The sequence below is a fragment of the Rhodospirillales bacterium genome (assembly GCA_023898765.1).
Classification (GTDB): Bacteria; Pseudomonadota; Alphaproteobacteria; order Micavibrionales; family Micavibrionaceae.
In genome coordinates this window covers 1357260-1382124 of the sequence record CP060238.1, presented here as the reverse complement: position 1 = coordinate 1382124, position 24865 = coordinate 1357260, and the positions used below count along the sequence as shown (strand labels likewise).

Annotated in this window: 14 protein-coding genes and 3 tRNA genes; 8 read left to right on the top strand and 9 right to left on the bottom strand. The window is 52.6% G+C overall.

Annotated elements, in window-relative coordinates; translation table 11 throughout:
• Positions 1-304: 304 nt before the first annotated feature.
• From H6853_06610 to H6853_06595, 4 genes are all read right to left on the bottom strand, one after another.
• Positions 305-3010: a valine--tRNA ligase gene (locus tag H6853_06610; GenBank protein USO03199.1), complete on the bottom strand. Its 2706-nt coding sequence runs from the start codon at positions 3008-3010 to the stop codon at positions 305-307.
• An 87-nt stretch (positions 3011-3097) separates the two neighbouring features.
• On the bottom strand, positions 3098-3634 hold the full coding sequence (locus H6853_06605) for a DUF2497 domain-containing protein (GenBank protein ID USO03198.1): 537 nt from the start codon (positions 3632-3634) through the stop codon (positions 3098-3100).
• An 86-nt stretch (positions 3635-3720) separates the two neighbouring features.
• Positions 3721-5148, bottom strand: coding sequence for a TolC family outer membrane protein (locus H6853_06600; GenBank protein USO03197.1), 1428 nt, complete (start codon positions 5146-5148; stop codon positions 3721-3723).
• A gap of 52 nt (positions 5149-5200) precedes the next feature.
• Positions 5201-5860, bottom strand: coding sequence for a protein-L-isoaspartate O-methyltransferase (locus H6853_06595; protein ID USO03196.1), 660 nt, complete (start codon positions 5858-5860; stop codon positions 5201-5203).
• A 160-nt stretch (positions 5861-6020) separates the two neighbouring features.
• On the opposite strand from H6853_06595, the gene H6853_06590 reads away from it, so the two are divergent.
• The 4 genes from H6853_06590 (at position 6021) to sulP (ending at position 9186) form a co-directional block, all read left to right on the top strand.
• Positions 6021-6094: transfer RNA gene (locus H6853_06590), tRNA-Cys, on the top strand.
• Between the two features lie 54 nt (positions 6095-6148).
• Positions 6149-6223 (top strand) — tRNA-Asn (locus tag H6853_06585).
• 149 nt (positions 6224-6372) lie between these two features.
• Positions 6373-7389 carry an ACR3 family arsenite efflux transporter gene (gene arsB, locus H6853_06580; protein ID USO04630.1) on the top strand — a complete coding sequence of 339 codons (1017 nt, stop codon included), beginning with the start codon at positions 6373-6375 and terminating at the stop codon, positions 7387-7389.
• Positions 7390-7506: 117 nt separating this feature from the next.
• On the top strand, positions 7507-9186 hold the full coding sequence (sulP, locus tag H6853_06575; GenBank protein USO03195.1) for a sulfate permease: 1680 nt from the start codon (positions 7507-7509) through the stop codon (positions 9184-9186).
• 297 nt (positions 9187-9483) lie between these two features.
• On the opposite strand, the gene H6853_06570 is transcribed toward sulP, so the two are convergent.
• On the bottom strand, positions 9484-13458 hold the full coding sequence (locus H6853_06570; GenBank protein ID USO03194.1) for an inverse autotransporter beta domain-containing protein: 3975 nt from the start codon (positions 13456-13458) through the stop codon (positions 9484-9486).
• A gap of 165 nt (positions 13459-13623) precedes the next feature.
• Here H6853_06570 and H6853_06565 point away from each other — a divergent pair, with 165 nt between their 5' ends.
• The gene (locus tag H6853_06565; GenBank protein ID USO03193.1) at positions 13624-15012 is read left to right on the top strand and encodes an MBOAT family protein; all 1389 of its coding nucleotides are present in this window, start codon (positions 13624-13626) and stop codon (positions 15010-15012) included.
• Positions 14987-16054 (top strand): SGNH/GDSL hydrolase family protein, encoded by a 1068-nt coding sequence (locus tag H6853_06560; GenBank protein USO03192.1) that lies wholly within the window; start codon positions 14987-14989, stop codon positions 16052-16054. Before H6853_06565 ends, H6853_06560 begins: the two co-directional genes overlap by 26 nt.
• Positions 16055-16118: 64 nt before the next feature.
• Here H6853_06560 and H6853_06555 read toward each other — a convergent pair whose 3' ends face one another.
• From H6853_06555 to H6853_06545, 3 genes are all read right to left on the bottom strand, one after another.
• On the bottom strand, positions 16119-16973 hold the full coding sequence (locus tag H6853_06555) for a DUF1963 domain-containing protein (protein ID USO03191.1): 855 nt from the start codon (positions 16971-16973) through the stop codon (positions 16119-16121).
• An 8-nt stretch (positions 16974-16981) separates the two neighbouring features.
• Positions 16982-19414: a glycogen/starch/alpha-glucan family phosphorylase gene (gene glgP, locus H6853_06550; GenBank protein ID USO03190.1), complete on the bottom strand. Its 2433-nt coding sequence runs from the start codon at positions 19412-19414 to the stop codon at positions 16982-16984.
• 176 nt (positions 19415-19590) lie between these two features.
• A tRNA-His gene (locus tag H6853_06545) sits at positions 19591-19665 on the bottom strand.
• Positions 19666-19847: 182 nt separating this feature from the next.
• On the opposite strand from H6853_06545, the gene glnA reads away from it, so the two are divergent.
• Positions 19848-21278, top strand: coding sequence for a type I glutamate--ammonia ligase (gene glnA / locus H6853_06540; protein USO03189.1), 1431 nt, complete (start codon positions 19848-19850; stop codon positions 21276-21278).
• Positions 21279-21502: 224 nt separating this feature from the next.
• Here the strand turns inward: glnA and H6853_06535 are convergent, their stop codons facing one another.
• Positions 21503-22750 carry a hypothetical protein gene (locus tag H6853_06535; GenBank protein USO03188.1) on the bottom strand — a complete coding sequence of 416 codons (1248 nt, stop codon included), beginning with the start codon at positions 22748-22750 and terminating at the stop codon, positions 21503-21505.
• 96 nt (positions 22751-22846) lie between these two features.
• Here H6853_06535 and parE point away from each other — a divergent pair, with 96 nt between their 5' ends.
• Entirely contained in the window at positions 22847-24865 is a 2019-nt protein-coding gene (gene parE, locus H6853_06530) for a DNA topoisomerase IV subunit B (protein USO03187.1), read from the top strand.

Here is a 24865-nt window from a genome sequence, read left to right as displayed (position 1 = left end):
CATAAGAAAAAATAGGATAAAAATCCTATTTTGTCAAGGTTTCACATATACCGTTTTTTGACAGTTTTACAGAATTAAAGCATTCTGTAATTAGATCGAGTCACGACCTGTTTTGTCATCCTGAGCCGAAGGCGAAGGATCTCAACGTTTTCCGGAGATTCTTCGCTGCGCTCGGAAAGGACAGAATGGAACCAACCTAAACAATGAACGCTCTGAAGCAAGAAAGCGGGCCGAAGCAGTTGAACAGCGCCGACAACAACAAGCCAGCCAGCGCACGCACGATCTTGACAGAGAAAGGTAAAAACTACGCCGCGGCAAGCTGTTTCAGGGCCGCAGCGAGCTTGTGAATAACCATTTCCGCCTCTTCGCGCCGCCCGCGTTGTTCCGCGACGACCTCTTCCGGGGCGTTTTTAATAAACTCTTTGTTTTCAAGTTTTTGGTCTATTTTCTTAATGTCCTGCTCTAACTTCTCAATTTGCTTTTGAAGCCGTGCGCGTTCCTGATCCAGATCGACAATATCCGCAATCGGCAAAATCAAAGTGCATTCATCCACCACAGACTGGATGGACCCTTTCGGCGGCGTGCCGTCAAAAATTTCGACACAGGACAGGCGCGCCATCTGTTCCAGCGCTGCCTCGTAGGTTTGAAGCCGTTCCTGCGTGACACCGGACGCCCCTTTCACCAGAAGCTTGATTTTGGCCCCTGCCGGCACGTTCATATCTGCCCGCACGGAGCGGATATTCGAAATAAAACGCATCAGCCAGTCAATTTCGGCAACCGCGCCCTTCTCTTCCGGCATCTTCGAATAATCCGGCCAAGACGACGCCATCAACGCAGGCGCGCCTTTGCGGTCCGCAATCTGCGCATAGATTTCTTCCGTAACAAACGGCATAAAAGGGTTCAGCAAAAGAAGGATTTGATCCAGCACCCAGCCGGTCGTAGCCCTTATCTCTGTTTTTAATTTGTCATCCTGAGGCGCTTGCGCCGAAGGATCTCCTGCCTTTTCCTGAGATCCTTCGCTACCGCTCGGGATAACATCCGAGAGGTACGGCTTGGTAAATTCCAGATACCAGTCACAGAACGTTCCGCGCGTAAACTGATAGATCGTATTCGCCGCTTCGTTGAAACGATAGCTTCCAAGCGTTTTTTCCAGATCGGCTTTCGCCTGCGCCGTGGCCGCAACGATCCACTTGTTGAGCGTGTTTTCAACCTTTGACGGATCAAAGCCTGCGCGGGGCAAACATGCGTTCATCTCGCAATACCGAGCCGCGTTCCAGAGCTTGGTCGTAAAGTTCCGGTAGCCCTCCACCCGCTCTTCGGACAGGCAGATATCCCGCCCCTGCGCAGCCATCGCGGCCAGCGTAAAGCGCAGGGCGTCCGAGCCGTACTTATCCGCAATTTCAAGCGGATCGATGATGTTCCCTTTGGATTTGGACATTTTCTGCCCCTTCCCGTCGCGCACAAGCGCATGGATGTAAACATCCCGAAAAGGCACATCCTTCATGAAGTGAAGCCCCATCATCATCATGCGGGAGACCCAGAAGGTGATAATGTCAAAGCCTGTCACCAGCACGTCGCCGGGATAATATCTCTCCAGCTCCGGCGTTTGCTCGGGCCAGCCCAGGGTTGAAAACGGCCATAGCGCGGAGGAAAACCACGTATCCAGCACGTCTTCATCGCGGGTCAGGGAAACGCCCTCTCCGGCTTCGGCTTGTGCCTCTTCCTCGGTTTCGGCCACGTAGGTTTTTCCGTCTTCGTCATACCAGACGGGAATTTGGTGCCCCCACCAGAGCTGGCGGGAGATGCACCACGGTATCTGGTTTTCCAGCCAGACCAGATACATGTTCTCATATTGTTTGGGATGGAATTTCGTGCGCCCGTCCTTCACGGCTTCAATCGCCGGTTTTGCCAGGGTGGGTGTATCCACATACCACTGATCGGTCAGCCAGGGCTCGATCACCACGCCGGAGCGATCGCCGTAAGGCACGGCATGCTTGATTTTCTCAACCTTCCCCAGTTTTTCAAGCTCTTCGAGTTCGGCCAGAATTTTCTTCCGGGCGTCATAACGGTCCAGCCCCTGATAGGCTTCCGGCACGTTCTCATTCATGCAGGCATTTTCATCCAGCACGTTGATCATAGGTAAGTTATGACGTTTTCCCACTTCGAAATCGTTGAAATCATGGGCGGGGGTAATTTTTACCGCGCCGCTGCCTTGCTCCGGATCGGCATATTCATCGGCAATAATCGGAATCAGGCGGTTTACGATGGGAAGCACCGCCATCTTCCCGATCAGGTCCTTATAACGCTCATCGTCAGGATGGACCGCAACGGCGGTATCCCCCAGCATCGTTTCGGGACGCGTTGTCGCCACCGTAATAGACCTGTCTTCGGGGCCTTCCACGGAATACTCGATATGCCACATATGGCCTTTGGTTTCTTTTTGCTCCACCTCCAGATCGGAAATGGCCGTGTGGAATTTCGGGTCCCAGTTCACAAGCCGTTTATCCTTGTAAATGAGACCTTCTTTGTAAAGCTGCACAAAGACCTTCCGGACGGCCTTGTTGAGGCCCTCATCCATAGTGAAACGCTCACGCGCCCAATCCGGCGTGGTGCCCAGACGCCGGAGCTGATGCACGATCGTGCCGCCGGATTTTTCTTTCCACGCCCAAACCCTTTCCAGAAACTTTTCCCGGCCCAGATCGCGGCGGTGAACGCCTTCCGCGTCCAGTTGCCGCTCCACCACCATCTGTGTGGCAATGCCTGCATGGTCCGTCCCCGGCTGCCAGAGCGTATCCTGGCCTTTCATGCGGTTATAACGGACAAGCACATCCTGAAGCGTGTGATTCAAAGCGTGTCCCATATGCAAGGAGCCCGTCACATTGGGCGGGGGCATCATAATGCAAAAGGGGGTGTGCTGACTTTCCGGATGCGCCCCAAACAGGCCCGCTTTTTCCCATTCCTGATACAGGCGGGATTCAGCTTCAGAGAAGTTAAAGTTTTTATCGAGCATTTTTAAAGACTTACAGGTTTAATTCACAATTCACAGGATTGTTTTAGCATCTTTCCCGCAACAGGCAACCTGTAACTTAGGGTGAAACTAATCGTCCGCGGCGCGGCGACCCAGTTTTGCGATCTCTTTCTGGACAATTTTTTCGACAATTTCAGAAAGATTGCCGTCCATCCATTCCCGCAACATCGGATTGAGAAGTTCCCGCACGATATCTTCAACGGTCACGCCGTTATATCCCGGGCGGCGGCTTACAGGCATATTCCCGGCCAGCTTGGCCATGCTGGCCAGCGCAGCCGCTTTTGCGGCATCAGAGATGATAGAATCGTCTAAAGCGGAATCATCCGGTTCCGAGTCCAGAAGATCAATCTCGATTTCTTCTTCCTCTTCTTCCTCGATTTCCGGTTCCGGTTCCGGTTCCGGTTCGGGCTCTTCCTGCATGTCTTCCGTCAATTCCAGAACATCGTCATCTGCAGACAAATCCTCTTCCGGCTCTTCAGGCGCAGGTTCCTCCGGCGGCGGCGCCTCCTGAGCAGGCGCAGCCTCTTCCTCATCGTCGTCAGAAATGATCTGACGGATAGAAGACAGGATTTCCTCGATCGATGGTTCTTCTTCGTTTTCTGACATAGACAAGAATCGTGTTGAATCAACGGACTACCGAAACAGTCTCCCTGATTGAAAAAGCCTTGTCAAAGGCCGATTTCACTCTGTCCTCATCTATTCTCTTCTTCGTTCTCTTTTTTAGAGGAAAATTCGAGGATTTCCGGCGTTAGACGCCCCAATACCGCCGCCAGAGAAAAACGTGCAACAATCTCGTTCCGCCGCGCACTCACCAGCCCCACCTGCGCATCCAGATATTCCTGATCGGCGTCCAGCGCATCCAGAATCGTCCTTTCGCCGAAATCGGACTCATACCGGACCCCCTCCTGCGCCATCGCCGAAGCCTCGACCTGCGCCCTGCGGGATATAATCTCCGCCTTGGCCGCCGCCAGATTTTCCCAGCTTGAAATGGTTTCGGCGCGCACCCGGCGGCGCGCCTCCATAATCTGGATAAAACGCTGGTTGGCAGTCTGTTTGGCCTGCCGCACGCGCGAGCGCACACTGCCCGCCTGATAAAGGGGAATACTGGCGGAAACCCCCACCGTACTTTCGCGCGTTTCATCCAACGTTCCGGGCTGCGGATCGTAGCTTTTTGACAGCCCGCCCGTTAAAGAAACCTCCGGCAGCAATTCCCCGAAAACGGTGTCCACATCGTCTTCCGCCGCTGCGTTCTTATATTCCGCGGACAAAACGGAAGGGTTTTTCTGCGCGGCTTCCGAAAGCGCTTCCTCAAGCGTTTCGGGCAGGGAAAAACGTATGTCGGGGTAAAGAAGCGTCTGGTCCGGCACACTGCCGACAATCTGCTCGTACACCGCCACACTGGAACGCATCTTTGCCTTGGCCGAAATAATATCGGAAACGGCGCCTGCTTCACGCGCCTGAGCCTGAGACACGTCCGTCCGGGTCAGTTCCCCCACTTCAAAACGGTCTTTTGTCGCCTCAAGCTGCCGGGAAATAAGGGCTTTATTGTTTTCACTCAAGTTAAGCAACGCCCGGTCGCGCAGCACATCCATGTAAGCCGTGGCCACATCCAACATCAGTTTCTGGCGCACCGAATCAACGGCCGCACTCTGCGCCAGAATCGAATTCCGGGCGCCCCGCAGCGCGGAAGCCGTTCTTCCGCCCCGGTAAAGAGGCTGTTTCAGCGAAACGCTTCCCTCTTTGGAGAGATTGTCCCCGTCCTGAGAAGACGAAGAATTTCCTTCGTTTTGCGTATCCGTATAAAGCACATCGGCATTGGCCGTGATCGTGGGTTTGTAACCGGCAGCGGCCTGCGGCAGGGATTCTTCCACCGCGCGAAGCTCCGCATTGGCCGCCTGCAGGGTCGGGTTTGTTTCGTAAGCCTGACGCAGAACATCGTAAAGCCGGTCACTGGATTCAGATAAAGCCCGCACGACTTCCCGAATATCCTCTTCGGGAATCGCTTTAATGCCTTCGGTCAAATAGCTTTCTTCATCCGGCGCACCGGCAAAAGCAGGCAGGGGGCCCGCAAGAACCCCCCACAAGAGAACAGACGCTATGATGTGTTTTTTAACAATCATTTCAGCAGATTACATCCTGATTTAAAAGTAATCTCATAAGAAGATCAGGCCGTTAGAATACAAACTCGGTGCGCGCGCCCATCCCCGGCAAATAAGGCGTGTACACATCGAACAAAAACTCGCTGGAAAAATCGTCTTCTCCCGTGCGTGTCATTTTTACAGCCTTTCCAACGGAGGCGCCGGAGGGCATAACGACAGCCACAAGGCGGCCCCCTATGTCAACCTGCGCCAGAATATCGTCGCTCACGGACGCTACAGCCCCGTTAAAGAAAATCAGGTCATAGGGCGCATGCCGCGGATCACCCGCCTTCAACTCGCCCTGAAGCCCCACAACATTGCATAAACCAAGCTCCTGCCAAAGCGCCTCCGCCCTTGCAAGAAAATCCGGGTCCTTTTCCACGGACACAACCGTGGACACAAGGGACGAAAAGACGGCCGCCGAATACCCCGTCGCACCGCCGATATCAAGCACCACGTCATCGGATTTCGGCGCGGCCGCCTGAAGCAAACGGGCGTGAACCATAGGCTCCATCAAACACCGCCCCGCGCCGATGGGCAAAGATTCATCGCAATAGGAAATGGATTCCTGCCCCGGCATGACAAAACGCTCCCGCGGGATCGCACGGTACGCCCCCAAAATAGAAGGCTCCGTGACACCGTTCGTCTGGATCTGACCCTCGACCATATTCTCACGACACTGGGTAAAATTCATCAAAGCCTCCTGCAGAAAATGAAGAAGAAAAGGAAAACATAACAATCCGCTTTGTACCCTACTCCAAAACCCCCTTTTTTCCCAGACGTTTTGCCCTTTTTCAGGGCTGGATTTCTATAACCAAAAGTGATATTGGCTATAACCTGTTTTTAAGGAGAGCGGCGCGGTGGCAGAGTGGCTATGCAGCGGATTGCAAATCCGTGTAGACCGGTTCGATTCCGGTCCGTGCCTCCACCCCTTCGGGGGTTCTTGACAAGTCCTGCGCGTTCAAGCATAAACGCTGCGTGTTCCTCGGTAGCTCAGTGGTAGAGCAGGTGACTGTTAATCACTTGGTCGCTGGTTCGAATCCGGCCCGGGGAGCCATTTTCCTTATTTCATTGAAATTGCGTCACGAGGCATTATAAGCACGCCTTCCGTTATTAGGGGGGGATGGTATTATACTTGTCCATAAAAGGCAGCTTGCCGAATGATGCGAGGATTGAAGAATGGATCAGGCAGCAGAGCCATCAACTATGGGAATTTTTGAGCGTTACCTATCCGTCTGGGTCGGGCTTTGTATTGCCGCCGGAGTTGGACTTGGGCTGCTTGTGCCAAGCGCATTTCAGGCTATCGCTTCCCTTGAATATGCCAGCGTCAATCTGGTGGTAGCTGTTTTTATCTGGGTGATGATTTACCCGATGATGGTCAATGTGGATTTTTCCAGCCTTAAAGACGCAGGAAAGAAACCCAAAGGTTTGTGCATTACGCTGGTCGTAAACTGGCTGATTAAGCCCTTTACAATGGCCGCGCTTGGCATCCTTTTCTTTGAACATATTTTTGCCGGACTGGTAGATGCGCAAGATGCAAAAGAATATATCGCGGGAATGATCTTGCTCGGCGTAGCACCCTGCACAGCCATGGTCTTTGTGTGGAGTCAGCTTGTTAAAGGGGATGCGAATTACACGCTGGTTCAGGTATCGGTAAACGATATTATCATGATCTTTGCGTTCGCGCCGATTGCCGCGCTGCTGCTTGGCGTGACCGATATTATTGTCCCGTGGGAAACGCTGCTGCTCTCCGTTATCCTCTATGTGCTTATTCCCCTGGCGGCGGGCTATATCACCCGCAAAAAGCTTGACGATTCAGACAACCATGAACGCATTGCCAAATTCACGGCCAAGGTAAAGCCGTTTTCCATTATGGGCTTGCTGGCCACGGTTGTTTTGCTGTTCGGTTTTCAGGCCGGAACGATTCTGGAAAAACCAATGGTCATTGCCCTGATTGCCGTTCCGTTACTCATTCAAAGTTACGGCATTTTTGCCATTGCCTATGGATGGGGGCATTTCTGGCGCGTCCCATTCAGCACAGCCGCACCTGCCGCCCTGATAGGCACTTCAAATTTCTTTGAACTGGCCGTGGCGGTAGCCATCAGCTTGTTCGGCCTTAATTCCGGCGCAGCACTGGCAACGGTTGTCGGGGTACTGGTTGAAGTGCCTGTGATGCTCTCGCTGGTTGCTTTTGCGAATAAAACCAAAACATATTTTTCTTAATCAACACGCGCCTGCTTGTCCGGGATTTTATGCGTCACAGGCGCTTTCGTGATTGAATGGCTGGAAAAATCAGGCTTTTCCTATTACTGTAGAGGCGATTTTTTATGAGGATTCAGTATGTTGCCAACCGCCTTTACGCCAAAACTGTTTTCGCTTCTGCGCGAAGGTTACGCATTCGATACGGCCAAAGCCGACATTCTGGCCGGATTGACTGTGGCGATTGTGGCCTTGCCTTTGGCCATGGCACTGGGCATTGCAAGCGGCGCGTCCCCCGATAAAGGACTGGTCACAGCCGTTGTGGCAGGGTTTCTTATTTCCTTTTTGGGCGGATCGCGGGTTCAGATCGGCGGGCCGACGGGCGCTTTTATCGTTGTTGTGTTCAGCGTCATTGCCAATCACGGCTATGACGGGCTGCTTCTGGCAACATTGCTGGCGGGCGTTATTCTTATCATCGCGGGATATGCGCGGTTCGGGCAGGTGATACGTTATATCCCCTATCCTGTCATCACAGGCTTTACGGCAGGGATTGCCGTTATCATCGCGTCCTCACAGGTAAAGGATTTTCTGGGGCTGGATATCCAGGATGTTCCGGCGGAATTCATCCCGAAATGGCAAGCCTATTTCGGTCATTTAAGCAGCACCGACCTTGCGACTTTGACGATCGGAGCCATGGGACTGGCCGTTATTTTGCTTCTGAAACGCTTTGCGCCAAAATGGCCGGGTTACCTGATCGCCGTCGCGCTGGCTTCGTTATCGGTTTATGCCCTGCATCTTCCCATTGATACGATAGGCTCGCGCTTCCCCGATATACCGTCAGGTCTGCCGTGGCCGTCCCTGCCGGCGTGGGACATGGGTAAATTCCTTGAAATTGTTCCGTCCGCCTTCACCATCGCTTTTTTGGCGGGGATTGAAGCCCTGCTATCGGCCACGGTTGCTGACGGCATGACGGGATATAAGCACCGCCCCAATCAGGAACTGGTCGGGCAAGGCGTGGCCAATATCGCATCGACCCTGTTTGGCGGCTTGCCGGCAACAGGAGCGATCGCCCGCACGGCAACCAATGTAAAATCCGGCGGAAAAACGCCGATGGCCGGTATCTTCCATGCCGTTTTTATCCTGGTTTTCATCCTGTTCCTGACAGACATCATGGCCTTTGTTCCGCTGGCCGCGCTATCGGCAATCCTGTTTGTCGTGGCATGGAATATGAGCGAGATTCAGCATTTTCTCCATATTTTCCGCCTGTCAAAATCCGACCGGCTGGTCATGCTTTTGACCTTTGCCCTGACGGTTCTGGTCGATCTGACCGTGGCTATTGGCGTGGGCGTGACACTGGCCTCCCTACTGTTTATGCACCAAATGAGCCAGTCCGCATCTTTTTACACGCAAGGACGAAAAATCCGCGATACGTCCGGCGACGTAAAAGAAATTGAAAACCAGCGCGATGAATTGCCGGAAGGCGTGGAAGTGTTCAGGATTACCGGCCCGATCTTTTTCGGTATGGCCGGCACGATGCTGGAAACGCTGCAGGCCATGGGCGAAATGCCGAAAATCCTGATCCTGCGCATGAAGCTTGTTCCCTACATGGATGTCGCCGGGCTAAACGCGATGAAGAATTTGATAAAAACCTGTGAAAGCAAAGGCAGCAAGGTGGTTATAAGCGGCCTGCAGGAACAACCCAAAGACATGCTTTCCAGGGCAGGCATTCAGGACAACCGGGATACGATTTTGATCGTTCCCTCTTACGATGAAGCGATTAACCTGTCGGTACAGCTTTCCAGCGCTGAACAACCGACATAGACGCGGGGACGAAAGATCCCGGCGTTTCCCGGAGATTCTTCGCTGCGCTCAGGATGACAAAGCCGGGGATTTTTCGTAAAAAAAAAGGGGGTTAACACGAAGGGCACAAAGGACATGAAGTCCGCGAAAATATCGCAGGAGCGCCTTCAAAAAAAACGAAACTTTATCCAATTCCCGACTTCTAGAGCATTATCTCTTTAGGTTGCCCCACCTTTTTTTCGTCATTCCCTGAATTGGCGAAGCCAATTCAGGGAATGACAGCGGAAGAATGTTGAGTCTACCTAAAAGAGAAGTGCTCTAAGGTCCCGGATCGACGGCCAGCGGCGAAGAGGAGTTGAGCGTCGAGGCGCCTTCCATGGAAACATCCCCGGCCAGCGGCCCGCCGGCCTGCCCCCACCAGTTTGATTCCGCATCAAGCTGCAAATTGTCCAGATCGCCGTACAGATCGTAAGATTGATTATCGAAGAAGCGGTTGCCGCCAAGGCCACCCAGCGCGCCGCCGCCCAGATCGGCTGTGAAGGTCCCCGTCGTGTCATCGTTGACATACACGCCCCGAAGAACGTTGTCCGTCGCCGTCGAATCTTCCAGCCGAAGCGTTAAATCCGCGTCGCTGCTGGCGTTGAGATAAATCCCTTCTTCCAGATTGTCCTCGGCCGTCACGTTGCGCAGCATGGCGTTCGTAAGCGCGCTGCCCCCGGCGTTCTGGGAGATCACATACAGACCCGAAAAATTATTGCCCCGCGCAATAAGCGTATCGAGCGTCAGGTCCGTCATCTGCCCCCCGGAACTCACGACAAGTCCGGCGCCCATCTCGCCGTTATCATTGGCCGTGAGACCGGTCACCGACAGATCGCTGACAAGGGAGCCCGCATCTACCGTCTGGACAAGCAGGCCATGATCGCCGTTGTTATTGGAAGTCACGGTATCCAGCACCGGCGTCGTGATCTGGCTGCCCCCGCGGACGTAGAAATACACGCCATGCTGCCCGCTATTGTCGATATCTATATTGGTTGCGGACAAATCGTTGACCAGCGCACCGGCACCCTGTGTATACACGTAAAGACCATGAGTGTTCAGATCCCGCATGGTCAGGCCGCTCAGCACCGGCGTGTCGATCTGACCATTGGCGGTGTAGAAATACACCCCGTTACTCCCCTCCTCAATCTCCACATTGGTGAGGGACAGATTATTCACAAGAGAGCCCGCGCCGCCGGCTGAAACAGAAACGCCACCGGACCTGTTTCCCTGCATGGTCAGATTGCCCAGCACCGGCGTATCGATCTGTCCGCCATTGGCGGCATTGAGAGCCGCCCCGTAATTCCTGTTTTCCACAAAATCCGTATCGGTGAGGGACAGGCCGCTCAGCAGCGACCCCGCATTGTTGATATAACCATAAAACCCGTGGGAATTGTTATTCTGAATGGTCAGGCCGCTTAGCACCGGCGCGGTAACCTGCGATCCGTTAACCGTCTCGAAATAAACGCCGTAACCGTTGGAACTGAATGTGCTGTCGGTCAGGGACAAATCGCTGACCAGCGATCCCGCGGCGTTCGCCCGGAGGTAAAGCCCCTGTCCGCTATTGCCTTCGGCCGTCAGGCCGCTCAGCACCGGCGCGGTAATCTGTGAGCCGTTCTGGGTGTAGAGATGAATGGCTGAACCGGCATTGCCGTTTGACGTGCTGTTTTGGACAGACAGATCGCTGAGGAGCGACCCGGCATCCTGCGTATAAAGATACAGGCCGTGAGAAGCGGAATCGGCAATCGTCAGATCCTCCAGCACCGGGGAGGTCATCTGCGCCCCGCCCGAAATGGAAAGTACAACGCCCTGAGAGCCGTTATCCGTGGCCGTCACGTTGGCGAGCATCAAATCATTCATGGAAGATCCCGCGCCGCTGGCACTCGTAGCCACCCCCCGCTGGCCGTTACCTTCCACGGTGATGGCGTCGAGGACCGGGGCTGTTATCACGCCACCGCCGGAAGAGGCGAGTGTGACGCCGTCGAATGAATTTTCTCTTGCTGTAATATCCGTCAAAAACGGATTGGCGATCTGCGCGCCGGCCCCGCCCGCATTAAGATAGACACCGTTATTCCCGTTATCGAGGGCCATGAAACTATTCAGGACCGGGTCTATGATCTGCCCGCCGTTCTGGGCGTAGAGATAGGTGCCTTGTGAGTTATTTTGCGCGGTCGAGATATTGTCAAAGCGCGCATCGCTGACGAGCGATCCCGCATTAAGGACATAAACATACAGGCCGTAGGAACCATTGTCATCGGCAGTGATGCCGTTCAGCACCGGCGCGGTGATCTGCCCGCTGGTGTTTGTATAAAGCTGGAGCCCCACGCTTCTGTTTTCGCTGGCCGTAATATTGGTGAAACTTGGCGCGGAGATCAGCGCCCCCGCCCCAACGGCATAAGCATAGAGCCCGGTACTTGCGCTGCGGGTTATAGTGACATTGTCCATGACGGAATTGTTGATCTCCCCGCCGTTCTGGGCCAGAAGATATCCGCCGTAGGAATTGCTGCGGCTCAGGGTTACGTTGCGGAGATTCAGGTTATCGACCGTCGCCCCGGCCGCAGTCGCATAGGCGTAAAACCCGTGACTACCTGAGCGCTCGACCGTCACATCGCTCACTGTTAAATTATCCGCGCCATTGGCAACAATTCCGTAGCGCGTCGTACTGTCCACGGTGAGGCCCGCGATTTCGACATCCGAGGCCGTCACGGTAATGCCGTCCCCGTTCACAGCGCTGTTGGTAATGACCGGCGCCGTCCCCGCCGATGCAATCACAAGCCCGTTGGCCGGTGCAACCGTCAGCCCCGTAACCCCCATGCTCGCCGTATCAAAAACAAGCGCCGCGCCGGAGCCGATCAGTTTCTGCCCGTCATCGTCCAGCGTAATCCCCGCGTCCATGTTGGCGGACGTGCCGTCTCCTGCCTTCACATAAACAATGTCATGCGCCCCGGCCGCCGCTTCCGCAGCCGCCAGCGTGTTGAAAGGATTACCCGTACTGCCGTCCCCGCCACCGGGCGCCGTGTTATCCACCGTATATATTTTCTGGGCGACGCCGGTCGTCGTATTCGTAACCGCCGCCTGCCTGGACACCGCGCTGGTTTGCGTGCCCGCCTGCGTCACCACATCCACGTCCCGAATCACCCGTTCATCCAGACGTTTGTATATCCCTCTGGGTTTCCGGCTTTCGGAAGCCCGGCCAAACGGAATTCTGAAGCGCACTTCCGCCAGATTGGTCGTGCCGCGAATCGTATCGCTTTGATGCTCCAGCCCCAGCTCCAGCCACTCAAAGGGCCGCGCGCGCGCCCGAAAGCGGTAGCCGTCCATGGACTCCACGCCGGCGGCCCCGAAATGATAGGCGCCGCCATAGACGCGCGTATCCTCGAACCAGCTATCCTTAAGAAACGGCAGCTTGTACCCCAGTTCCAGATCCAGACCGGACAAGGGCGTTTCGACCGCCTGACTCGTCGTCGCAACCTGCTGCGCGACAATGCCCGTGCCGGAAAAAGTGAAATTCGTTGTATAGCTTGTATTCGTGCTCTTTTCTTTGCCGCTCAGGGCAAGATAGCCGTTCGCGCGCACATCCCAGTTTTCCGTCAGATATTCCCCCCCGAACGTCGCCTGGGAAAAGATATTCCCCGTCTCGCTCCGGCGGCGGTCATAAAAGCCGTAAGCGCCCCATATGGACTCCGCACCCTCCGGCACAATCCGCAGGCCAAGGCCGAAATTGCCCTCCCGGCCTTCATTGTCATCCGCGACAAAACGCGCGTCCATAAAACTCAAAGTCCGCCCGTTCCATGAAAGCGGCACCCACGCCTCCGCGCCGGAGAGCGTGCGGCTGGACCCCCACTTCACATAACCGTCCACGTGCGGGCGGATGATAAAATCTTCGGGCCCGGCGGGAGAGGCAGGCAGCGGCTCTGCCGGCGGCTCCGCAACCGCCATCTGCAAAGGCTCCGCCGCTTCCTTTTTCTCTTTCTCCTCTTTTACCTTTTCTTCAGGAATATCGCGTTTATCTTCAAAGGCATTGCCGGGCGGTTTTCTGCCCGGTCTGGGCGCAGAAGGATCGGGCACGACATCCTTTCCATCCTCGGAAAGGAGGATGGACCGCAGCCTTTCGTTTTCTTTTTCCAAAAGCGCTATGCGCGCCATCGCTTCGCGCAAAGACGCCGCCGTGTCGGGCGCTGCATGCGCAGCCGAACATAAAGCCGCAGAAAACAAAAACGCAGACAATCCAACGCTACAAAGAAGGTGGGACGACATACAGCCTCCTGAAAAAAAATAGATTCTCCGAAGGGTAAGGCGCACTGCCCTGATTGTAAATCTTAAAGGGAGACTTATTCAGAACAAACTATTAAGCTAACGCCCGGCTTTAAGATAAGCTGACAATATAATAAATTTGAACGCGCATTAAGGGACAAACAGAGCTTGTTATTCAATAGCTACGAATTCATCTTGCTGTTTTTGCCGATAAGTCTGGCGGTTTATTTTTATTTGAATAAACGCCGCATGACGCTTGCGGGCAAAAGCTTTTTGCTGGCTGCTTCCCTCTTTTTCTATAGCTGGTGGAACATTGCCTATCTGCCGTTGATCCTGACCTCCATGATTGTGAATTATGCGATCGGCACGTCTTTTTCGCAGGCTTGTTCGGCAAAGGCGATTAAAAAATTAAGCCTGTTAACATTCGGCATAGCCGCCAATGTCGGTTTGCTTGCCTATTTCAAATACAGCGATTTTTTGATTGAAAATCTCAACAATGTCTTTGGAGGCGAGGTTTCATTACTTCATTTAACATTGCCACTGGCGATTTCCTTTTTTACATTTCAGCAGATTGCCTATCTGGTCGACGCTTACAAAGGGCAGACCCGTGAATACGACTTCCTAAACTACGCCGTTTTCGTTTCCTTTTTCCCGCAATTGATTGCGGGGCCGATTGTCCATCACAGGGAAATGATGCCCCAATTTTCACGGGCGCGGAACTTGTTGCTGAACTACAACCACATCGGATGCGGATTGCTGTTGTTTGCCGTTGGGCTTTGTAAAAAAGTTGTGATTGCGGATACCTTTGGACTATGGGCGGATGAAGGATTTGCTCATCCCGCCGACTTGTCTTTTATACAGGCATGGATAACGTCCCTGTCCTATACTTTGCAGCTCTATTTCGATTTCAGCGGCTATTGTGATATGGCCATGGGCGCGGCATTAATGTTCAACATCCGGTTGCCCATCAATTTTAATTCTCCATACAAAGCCTGCAATATTCAGGATTTTTGGCGCCGCTGGCACATAACCCTGGGCCGTTTTTTAAAAGATTACATCTATGTGCCGATGGGAGGAAACCGCCATGGCTTCCCAAGAACAGCCTTAAATCTTATGATCACGTTTTTCATCGGCGGCTTATGGCATGGCGCAGGGTGGACTTTTGTCCTATGGGGACTGGCGCACGGTGCAGCTTTGGTTCTACATCGTTTATGGAATGCCACAGGCATAAAAATACACAAGGCGCTGTCATGGTTTATCACGTTCAATTTCATCAACATAGCCTGGGTGCTCTTTCGCGCATCAAGCATTGAAGACGCGGCAAACATCCTGCGCAGCATGGTAAATTTTCCGATGGCAGGCGAAGTAAACATGCTGATTGTTGCCCTTATTTTGTTTATCCTTTTAGGTGTTCTACGACTGCCAAACAGCAATGCTTTACAGCGAAAAGAAAAAATCGGCATCGCCGAAGCTGTGGCAATTGGCGGACTTTTCTTCATCGCTTTCACAACATATGAAATCCGGGGGTCCAGTGAATTTTTATATTTCCAGTTCTAGCCGGGCCAAACTTTTCATTGCCGTCCTCACCTTTGTCTTGTTGACGGTCGCGCTGGACGGCGCTTTGGAGCTGTATGCCGCCCGGAAAACGTCAAAGGATCGCTGGATTGAAAATAAAATTTACAAATCCGCGCATTTATCGAAGCGTGATCCGGGAGAAACGGATTATATTTTTATCGGATCCAGCCGGACAATCTTCCATATCAGCACCGCCGTCTTTGCGGATTACGATCAACGCATTTACAATTTCGGCGTGTCTGGAATGACACTCTATGATTTTCCGTATTTTGCACAAAAAGCCGCCGCTCAAAAACCGAAAACCATTGTGCTTAACATCAGCGTAAACGACCTGTTCTCTGACAATAGCGAAAAGAAGGACCTTTTTGACGAAACAACGGCAATTGACCTGCTGTATATCTACGCAACGCAGCCATGGGATATAAAACTTCCAGCAACGAAAGGCTACTTCAGGAGCTTTCACCGCCTTTTAATCTACAACAAGGCGATTTACGTGCGCCTGAAACAGCTGTTCGGCACATTTTCCGTAAACAAAAACGAAGACGTTCAAGCCGAAGATCCTTCAATGCGCGTGAATTCTCTCAAACCGGATTATCAGGCCTTGGCCGATTGCAGGATTTTTGATTATAACGCACCGTCCAAATACAAGACCGTTGCCAAGTGCGAAAACGGCGACGGCATATTGTTCGGCCATTATATCCCCGTCGATTTCAAGGGAACACAAGGAAAGCTTTCCGGTATGAACGAGGATTATATCCGTTTACTCAACAAGATTCTGGACGACATTCAGGCCACCCATATTCAGCCAATCGTCGTACTGGAACCGATTTTCCAAAGCCGGCTTGTCTATAACCTTGACCAGATTAAACAAAAGCTCCACACAAAGACCGTAATCGATTTAACCGGTTACCCTGTTCCAAGGGAAGACTGGGCGGATACAGGACACCTGAACCACAAGGGGCGTCACGCATACACAAAACACCTTGCAAAAACATTACAGTCTGCATTCTCTGAATCGAAGTAAGGCCGACACATCACGATTCTCTTTCGCTAGAGCGATTCCGAAGACTATAACGGCCCCTTTTTGTCTAAACACAAGCCCAAACAAACTTTAATTCCTGATGGTTATGTCGAGATACAAAAATATGTCCTGTGCCTCTACTTGCGAATAGTTCCGGGGCATGAGCAGGAACACAGGGACCTTCAAAGAAATCACCAGCATCTATTTGATAAATAGAAACCATATATTCCCCCAAACTGCATAACGGAATCTCAATACCTTGTGTCCAATGGGGGTACCCTCCAAGTTTATCTCCCTGAACACACTCTATTGCTTCTTCAACTTGCGACTCATCAATCCTGTGTTTTCGAGCTATACGAGCCACTTCTTCCTCAATCGCCCCCGGATACAACGCACCTTCCTCATCATCTGCAAAATCCAAATAATGAGGCACGTCTTGGAAATCTTCCCATCCGGTAATAGCCAAACATTCCTTAGAACTCGAATAATGGCACTTTCTTTCAGCTATTAAATATGGATCTCCTGCAGCGGGAGGAGCAACAGGTCCACCTTCTTTTTCTTCGGGATATACAATTCGTAGAAAGCTTCTGTCACTGATGTCATCAGTAAACTCAATCCGGCTATCTTCTCCATAAAAGAATTGCAACAACCCCTTACCTCCAAGCAGGCGGGCTATTTCTTCCGGAAGAGTGGCAATATCTAGCTGTAAAATAAAGTCCAGTGGTATCCCGTCTTTCTCAGGCCATTCCTCGTCACTTCCCATCCACGGATGCCCAAAATATTTAGACCCTATATAATCTTGGGTTGCAGCTTCAACAATAGGATAAGCCGCTAAATTAATATAGGGCTCAAACAATTCATATATATCCTCCCACGCCTCATCACTCAGAGAGGTTTCTTCTTCAACATCTGAATCTGTCATTTCATCTCCTATATTTCAAGTGCTGCCGGCTTTTGCCCCGGAACAACAGTTGGCAGATGCCAGTTTTCTCTGTTGTACCCCTCGATCGTGTAGTCACTGGAAAAACGCCCTGAATTTGCCGTATTGGCAAGGGACATCTGCACCCACCGTTTGGGGTCCTGATGATAAACCCGCTGCGCTTCCTCTTGCGCATCCCAATAGGCATTAAAGTCTACCGCCGTCCTGTAGGCGTCGTCTCGCCTTATTCGACCGGCCAAATCGGAAAATCCAAGTTCGCGGTCGATAAAATCAAGCGCCTTGGCCAGACGCGGGCTTTTTGCCAGATATTCAGCCGGGTTATAGCCGGCAGCGTTGATTTGATCCAGCTCTTCCTTCGTAGCGCCAAACAGGAAGAAATTTTCCTCTCCGACAGCCTCCCTGATTTCAACATTCGCACCGTCCAGCGTGCCAATCGTGACAGCGCCATTGAGCATGAACTTCATATTGCCGGTTCCGGAGGCTTCCGTTCCCGCCGTCGAGATTTGTTCGGACAGATCGGTGCCGGGAATGATAATCTCAGCCTTGGAAACATTATAATTGGGAATATAGGCGAGCTTTAATTTCCCTTTGATTCTTTCATCGCTGTTGATTTTTTCGGCAACCCTATGAATCAGGGCAATGATCTCTTTGGCCACAACGTAGCCGGGGGCGGCCTTGCCCGCCATAATTTTGGCAACGGCCGGACGGTCTTTCTCCGGATTTTCAAGAATGTCCTGATACAGCGCCACCGTATGAAGAAGATTCATCATCTGGCGCTTATATTCGTGAATGCGCTTGACCTGGACATCGAACATCGCGCCGGAATCCAGCGCCACCCCCGCCCTTTCCCAAACCAGAGCAGCCAGCCGGTTTTTATTTTCCTCTTTGATGGCACTGACGTTCGCCAGAACGCCATCGTCTTCCATAAAATCGTTTAAAACGCTTATTTGTTTAAGATCCGTTACCCATGACTCGCCGCCGGTTTTCTCCGTCACCAGAGCCGCTAAAGCAGGATTGGCCTTCAACAAAAAGCGCCTTGGCGTAATACCGTTTGTATGGTTGATTTTTACACCTTCGCCCCTCATCGCAATCAAATTGGGAAAAAGATCTTTAAAAACAAGCTCCGTATGCATGGCAGAGACTCCGTTAACCTTATGGCTGTAATAGGCCGCCAGATGCGCCATGCTCATCTGCCCCTTCGACACAATCGCCATTTCCGCTTTTGCCGCATCCCTGCCCCCTTCGGAAAGATGCGCCAGTTTTTTATCCGCCTCCGCCATAAGGTCCTCATGCAGACGCCTTATAATTTGCGCATGGCGGGGAAGAACATAATCCATTTTTCCTTCGGGCCATTTCTCGAGAGCTTCGGGCATCAATGTGTGGTTTGTATAGTTACACACGCCGGAAGTGATCTTTTTGGCCTGATTCCAGTCCATGCCATGCTCATCGCAAAGCAGCCTGATCAGTTCAGGAATTGCCAGCGCCGGATGCGTGTCGTTGATCTGGACGGCGGTGCTATCGCTTAGATTATCCAATGTGGAATGTTTTCTAAGGTGCCGCGCGATAATATTCTGCAAGGACGCGCTGCTCAGGACATATTCCTGCGCCAGCCGTAAGTTTTTCCCTTCCTCGAAGGTGTCGTCAGGATAAAGGTTGTCATTCAGTCCATGAACGATTCTCAGCACCTCAAGCCGCTGTTTTTGCGCATCGGAAAGAGAATTGAAATCGACCTTCTTTTGAGACTCGACCTTATGACTTACCCACTCCGGCACTTCCACCTCCCAGAGTCTGAGCGTATTGACCGTTTGACCGTCATGGCTCGGGATCATCATGTCATGAGCATTGGCGTGAATTTCTATCTGGTTATCTCCGCTGAACAACTTCACGGGATATGAAAGATCCTCCCGCTTGAACCCCCACGGATTTCCATCTGCCGTCCAGTTGTCAGGCGATTCCTTTTGACGCCCCTGCTCGATAAGCTGTTTGAACAGACCGTTTTTAAAAAACAGGCCGTATCCCTGAAGGGGCAGGTGCAGATTGGCCGCGCTGTCGTTAAAACAAGCCGCCAGACGGCCCAGCCCCCCATTCCCAAGCCCCGGATCTTTTTCATCGTCATATATGTCGGCCGGATCCTGCCGCATCTCGCGCAAAACGGCTTCCGTTTGCTCTTGTATGCCGGCTGCCTGCAACGCCGTGACCATGTTCGGCCCCAGCAGATATTCCATAGAAAGGTAATAAGCCTGCTTGACCTCCGGGTCGCTGTAAGCCGTCTTTGTTCTTTGCCACACAGAAACCAACCGTTCCTTGGTAGCTTCAGCGACAGCAGAATACCAGTCCACACGGCCCAAAATCTCTTCTTTTAAACCAGAGGACTCTTCATTATTTTTATTATTTTCATAATCAAAAACAGCGTTACCAGACATTTACTTACCCCCTACCCGTTAAAAACAGAACTTTATTACCAAAAAGAATTAGGTAAATATGTCAGCAATCTCAAATTTGTCAATGCCGGAAAATATCTTTATGCGAATTTATTGCTTTTTGGAAAAGCAATCGGGGGATGTTTATGAATGGTAATGAATGCTGGCGATAAGTTAAATGGGGCGGCCGACGGGATTTGAACCCGCGACAACTCGGACCACAACCGAGGGCTCTACCACTGAGCTACAGCCGCCATAAGTGCTCTTGTCTATATCCTAAAGGCTTCTTTCGTCAAGTTTTCTCACAAAAATAAAAGCTTTTTATTTCAAAGGGACTGGACGCGGTTTATTGTCCATGTTACATGGAATGCGAACGTTGCATTTATTGCATATCTGAAATGTTTTTTTGTTATACCTAACCCGATGAGGAACACACATGCCTGACGCACCATTGAAAGTGAAAAACGCCGCAGAACTCCTGAAATATATCGAAGACAACGATATCCAGTATATCGACTTCAACTTCACCGATCCGCGGGGGAAATGGCAGCATACGGCACAGCACGTCAACACATTCGACAAGGATATGATTGCCGAGGGAATCATGTTTGACGGCTCTTCCATCGCGGGATGGAAAAGCATCAATGAATCGGACATGAATCTCCGCCCCGACCTGAACAAAGTGTGCGTCGATCCTTTTTCCGCGCAACCGACCCTCAAGATTTTCTGCGATGTGATTGAACCTTCGACGGATAAGCCTTATCACCGATGCCCCCGCTCGATCGCCAAGGCTGCCGAAGCCTATCTTAAAAAATCAGGGCATGCGGACGTTGCCTATATGGGGCCGGAAGCCGAGTTTTTTGTCTTCGACGATGTCCGCATGAAGGTGAGCATGAACGAGGTGTCCTACAAAATAGATTCACAGGAAGGCCCCTACAACTCCGGAACCGAATATGACGAGGGCAATGCGGGTCACCGCCCCGGCGTCAAGGGAGGATATTTTCCGGAGGCGCCGGTCGACAGCCTGTCCGACCTGCGGGCGGAAATGCTGACCGTCATGGCCTCCATGGGCGTTCCCGTTGAAAAGCACCACCACGAGGTCGCCCCGTCCCAATGCGAACTGGGCATCCTGTTTTCGACGCTTGTCGAGTGCGCCGACAATATGCAGCTTTACAAACACTGCGTGCATAATGTCGCGCATATCTACGGCAAGACGGCGACCTTCCTGCCCAAACCCATTTACGGGGACAACGGCTCGGGCATGCACACGCACCAGTCTTTGTGGAAAGGCGGAAAACCGCTTTTCGCCGGAGAAAAATATGCGGGCCTGTCCGACACGGCCCTGTACTATATCGGCGGAATTATCAAACATGCGCGCGCCCTGAACGCGTTCACAAACCCCGGCACCAACAGCTACAAGCGCCTTGTGCCCGGATATGAAGCGCCGGTCCTGCTGGCTTACTCCGCACGGAACCGTTCCGCCTCCTGCCGCATTCCTTACGCGAACTCTCCCAAGGGCAAAAGGGTGGAAGTCCGTTTCCCCGATCCTCTGGCCAACCCCTATCTGGCGTTTTCAGCCATGCTGATGGCCGGACTGGACGGGATTGAGAATAAAATCCATCCGGGCGAAGCCATGGATAAAAACCTCTATGAATTGCCGGAAGCCGAGCTGGCACAGGTGCCGACCGTCTGCGGATCCTTGCGCGAGGCGCTGGAAGCCCTGAAATCCGACCACGACTTCCTGCTCAAGGGAGACGTCTTCAGCCTCGACACGCTGGAGGGCTATATCGACCTGAAAATGGAAGAAATAGAGCGTTACGAAACCATGCCGCACCCGGTTGAGTTCGACATGTATTACTCGGCATAATATCGGAATACTTTACTGAAGAGGAGCGCGTTACGGCATCCGATCAGGTACGAGAGCATTCTGCAATCAGGTTGAGTTATGTCCTGTTTTGTCATCCTGAGCCGAAGGCGAAGGATCTCAGTATTTCCCCGGAGATTCTTCGCTACGCTCGGAAATGACAGGATGGAACAGGCCCAAACGATGAACGCTCTAAGAAACACGGCGGAAGCTATTATGGGCGAAGGCTATTCTTCATCGAAATACTGAATGCCCTCGTCATCCTCTCCTTCCCTGTCGTTGAAGCGGCGCATGCTTTCGACGATAACGCGGAAGGCTTCCATGTTCCGTGCCCAGATATAAAACTCCATCTTGCGCGCCGGCGTCAGCATGGAAACGATGTAGTAATACTCCTCCCCTTCCATCACGGACACGACGAGTTCATAGGGCATCATGGTAATGGGCGTCGGCACCATTTCATAAATCTCGCTTACCCCGAAATCCATGCTCTCATCATAGTTGAATTTCACCTCTTCCATCCGCGCGCCGAGGTGATATCTGTCAATATTGATCTTCTGACGGTATGCCTGAACCTCCCGGGCGAGAGATGTCCCAAGCAGCTTGGAAATGACATAAACCTTAATCTGTCCGTCCGGCTTTTGATCCTTCTGCTTTCCCTCGATATTCTTCTTCCCCGTAAAAAGAAGCGCCTGCATATTCTCGATTGATTTGACGGTCCCTCCCTTTAGCGTCCACGAAGCAGGATAATCAAAATAAGACTGGTCGAGAAAATTATAGGTCAGCCATTCCTCGGCCCCGCCTTCTTCCATATCCGTTAACTCGAAAGAGTCTATTGCCTGCGCCTGCATCGTGCGTTCGGCCTTATAGTCGTTTTGCGGCACGACATAACGCGCAAGCATAATGCGCGGGCCGTTCACAATCGCTTTAATCCGCACGATATACGTTATATCCCCGTCCACGATCACATAGAGCGCCTGAACCTCTTTCGAAGACTTCACGGTCAGGGCGTTCAGTGTGGCGCCGTTGTTAAAAAGGTAATTGATCAGCCAGTCCCGCGCGCCGATTTCATAGGTCAGCTCCAGCGCCTCCAGCGTAAAGAAGCTGCGCAGGTTAAAGCGGGAGGGGCTTACGTAACGGGCAACTTCCCCGACGACCTGATCGCTCAAACCGCCTCCGGGTATTTTCAGGGGCGGCGTTGTCTCAAGCTTCCACTCTTTGGGCAAACGAACCCTGAAAGACAGGGCTTTATCCTCGAAGGGAACGACTTCTATAACTTCCGTTTTCTCTTCGAATTCTTCCTGGGGAAGAAACTCGACAGGGGCCAGCGGTTCGATTTTGCTCAGATCAATGCCGCCGGCCGCATACCCGTCTCCGATACCGGTAAAAAACAGGAGCAATAGCGCCAGCGCCCCCTGCAAGGCGCGCGCAAATCTGATCGTTTGTTTTTTATCCTGAAACTTCATATTCTCCGTCATTGTAAGCGATATACACCGGTTTTGGAAACTTTACGGTTTTAATTGTAGCGGTTGATCGGTATAAACACCACGTATTACTTGAGAGTTTAAGGACTTATGGCAGATCTTTTTTCTTCTTCAAAATCCGCAAAAGAATCGGATTACGGCGCCAGCGACATTGAGGTTCTGGAGGGGCTCGAGCCCGTGCGCAAGCGGCCCGGCATGTATATCGGCGGCACGGATGAGCGCGCCTTGCATCACCTCGCCTCCGAAATCCTGGACAACGCAATGGATGAAGCCGTTGCCGGATACGCCAGCCGCATTGACGTCACGCTCGAAGAGGACGGTTCTGTCAGCATTTCGGATAACGGACGCGGCATTCCCGTGGACAAGCATCCCAAATATCCGAAGAAATCCGCGCTGGAAGTCATTCTGACCACGCTGCATTCCGGTGGAAAATTCGGTGGGAAAGCCTACCAGACCTCCGGCGGCCTTCACGGGGTCGGCATTTCCGTCGTGAACGCTCTGTCCGACTGGCTTTGGGTTGAAGTCGCGCGAGATAAAAAACTCTACCGCCAGTCCTACGCCCGCGGGCTGGCCACCTCGAAACTCGAAGATCTTGGCGCTGTGCATAACCGGCGCGGCACAACCGTTCGCTTCCATCCCGATGCGGAGATTTTCGGCACAACGGCAAAATTCAAGGCCGACTGGCTCTACCGGATGGCACGGTCCAAAGCCTATTTGTTTCGCGGCGTGGAAATCAGGTGGCGTTGCAACGCCGCGGACCTGAAACCGGAAAGCAAAACTCCTGAGGAAGAAATTATTCATTTCCCCAACGGGTTAGAAGATTTTCTTCAAAGCTCGCTTCAGGGACAGAAACTCATTACGCCCACCCCTTTTTCCGGCATTGCGGACCTGCCTGAAGACGCCGGAAAAGTTGAATTTGCGCTTTCATGGCCTGAATTCGGGGAAGGATTCATGAACTCCTATTGCAACACCATCCCGACCCCTCAGGGCGGCACCCACGAACAGGGCCTGCGCAACGCGCTTTTACGCGGCTTCAAAGCCTATGGCGAGATGAGCGGAAACAAAAAAGCCGCCGCCATCACCGCCGAGGATATTATGGGCGGGGCTTGCGCGCTTTTGTCCGTCTTTATCCGCGACCCGCAATTTCAGGGACAGACCAAAGAGCGTCTTGCCACGGCGCAGGCGACAAAATGGGTTGAATCCACGCTCAGGGATCATTTTGACCATTATTTGAGCGCAGACCCCGCAACCAGTAAAATCCTGCTCGAAAGCATCATTGAAAAAGCGGAAGACCGGCAGCGCCGCCGCGCCGAAAAAGAAACGAACCGGAAATCGGCCACCCGCAAACTGCGCCTGCCCGGCAAGCTTTCCGACTGCGCCCGCCGGACCGCCGAGGATACGGAATTGTTTCTGGTCGAAGGCGATTCCGCCGGCGGCTCCGCCAAACAGGCCCGCAACCGTGAAACACAGGCCGTTCTGCCTTTGCGGGGAAAAATCCTGAACGTGGTCAGCGCTTCGAAAGACAAGATCCGCGCCAACCAGGAAATTCAGGATCTCATTCAGGCCCTCGGCAGCGGCACGGGTAAGGATTTCGACCTTGGAAAACTCCGCTACGAACGCATCATCATTATGACGGATGCCGATGTGGATGGCGCCCATATCGCCTCTTTGCTTGTGACCTTTTTCTACAGCCAGATGCGCCCCCTGATTGAAGAAGGGCATCTTTATCTGGCCCAGCCCCCCCTCTACCGCCTCACCAGCGGAACCTTAAGCGAATACGCCAAGGATGACGCGCATAAGGACGAATTGATGCAAACCGTTTTCAAGGGCAAAAAGAACGTGGGAGTCAGCCGCTTTAAAGGCCTGGGCGAAATGCCGGCGGCGCAGCTCAAGGAAACGACAATGGCTCCCAAAAGCCGGACCCTCCTGCGCGTAAATTTACCGGATATCCATGCCGCCATGGGCTTCGACGACGAAACGGGCGCGGCAAGCACGCCGGATTATAAAGGCGTGGATGATCTGGTCGAACGCCTGATGGGCAAAAACGCGGAAGCGCGGTTCCAGTTTATTCAGGACAATGCGGAATTTGTCCGGGATATTGATATTTAA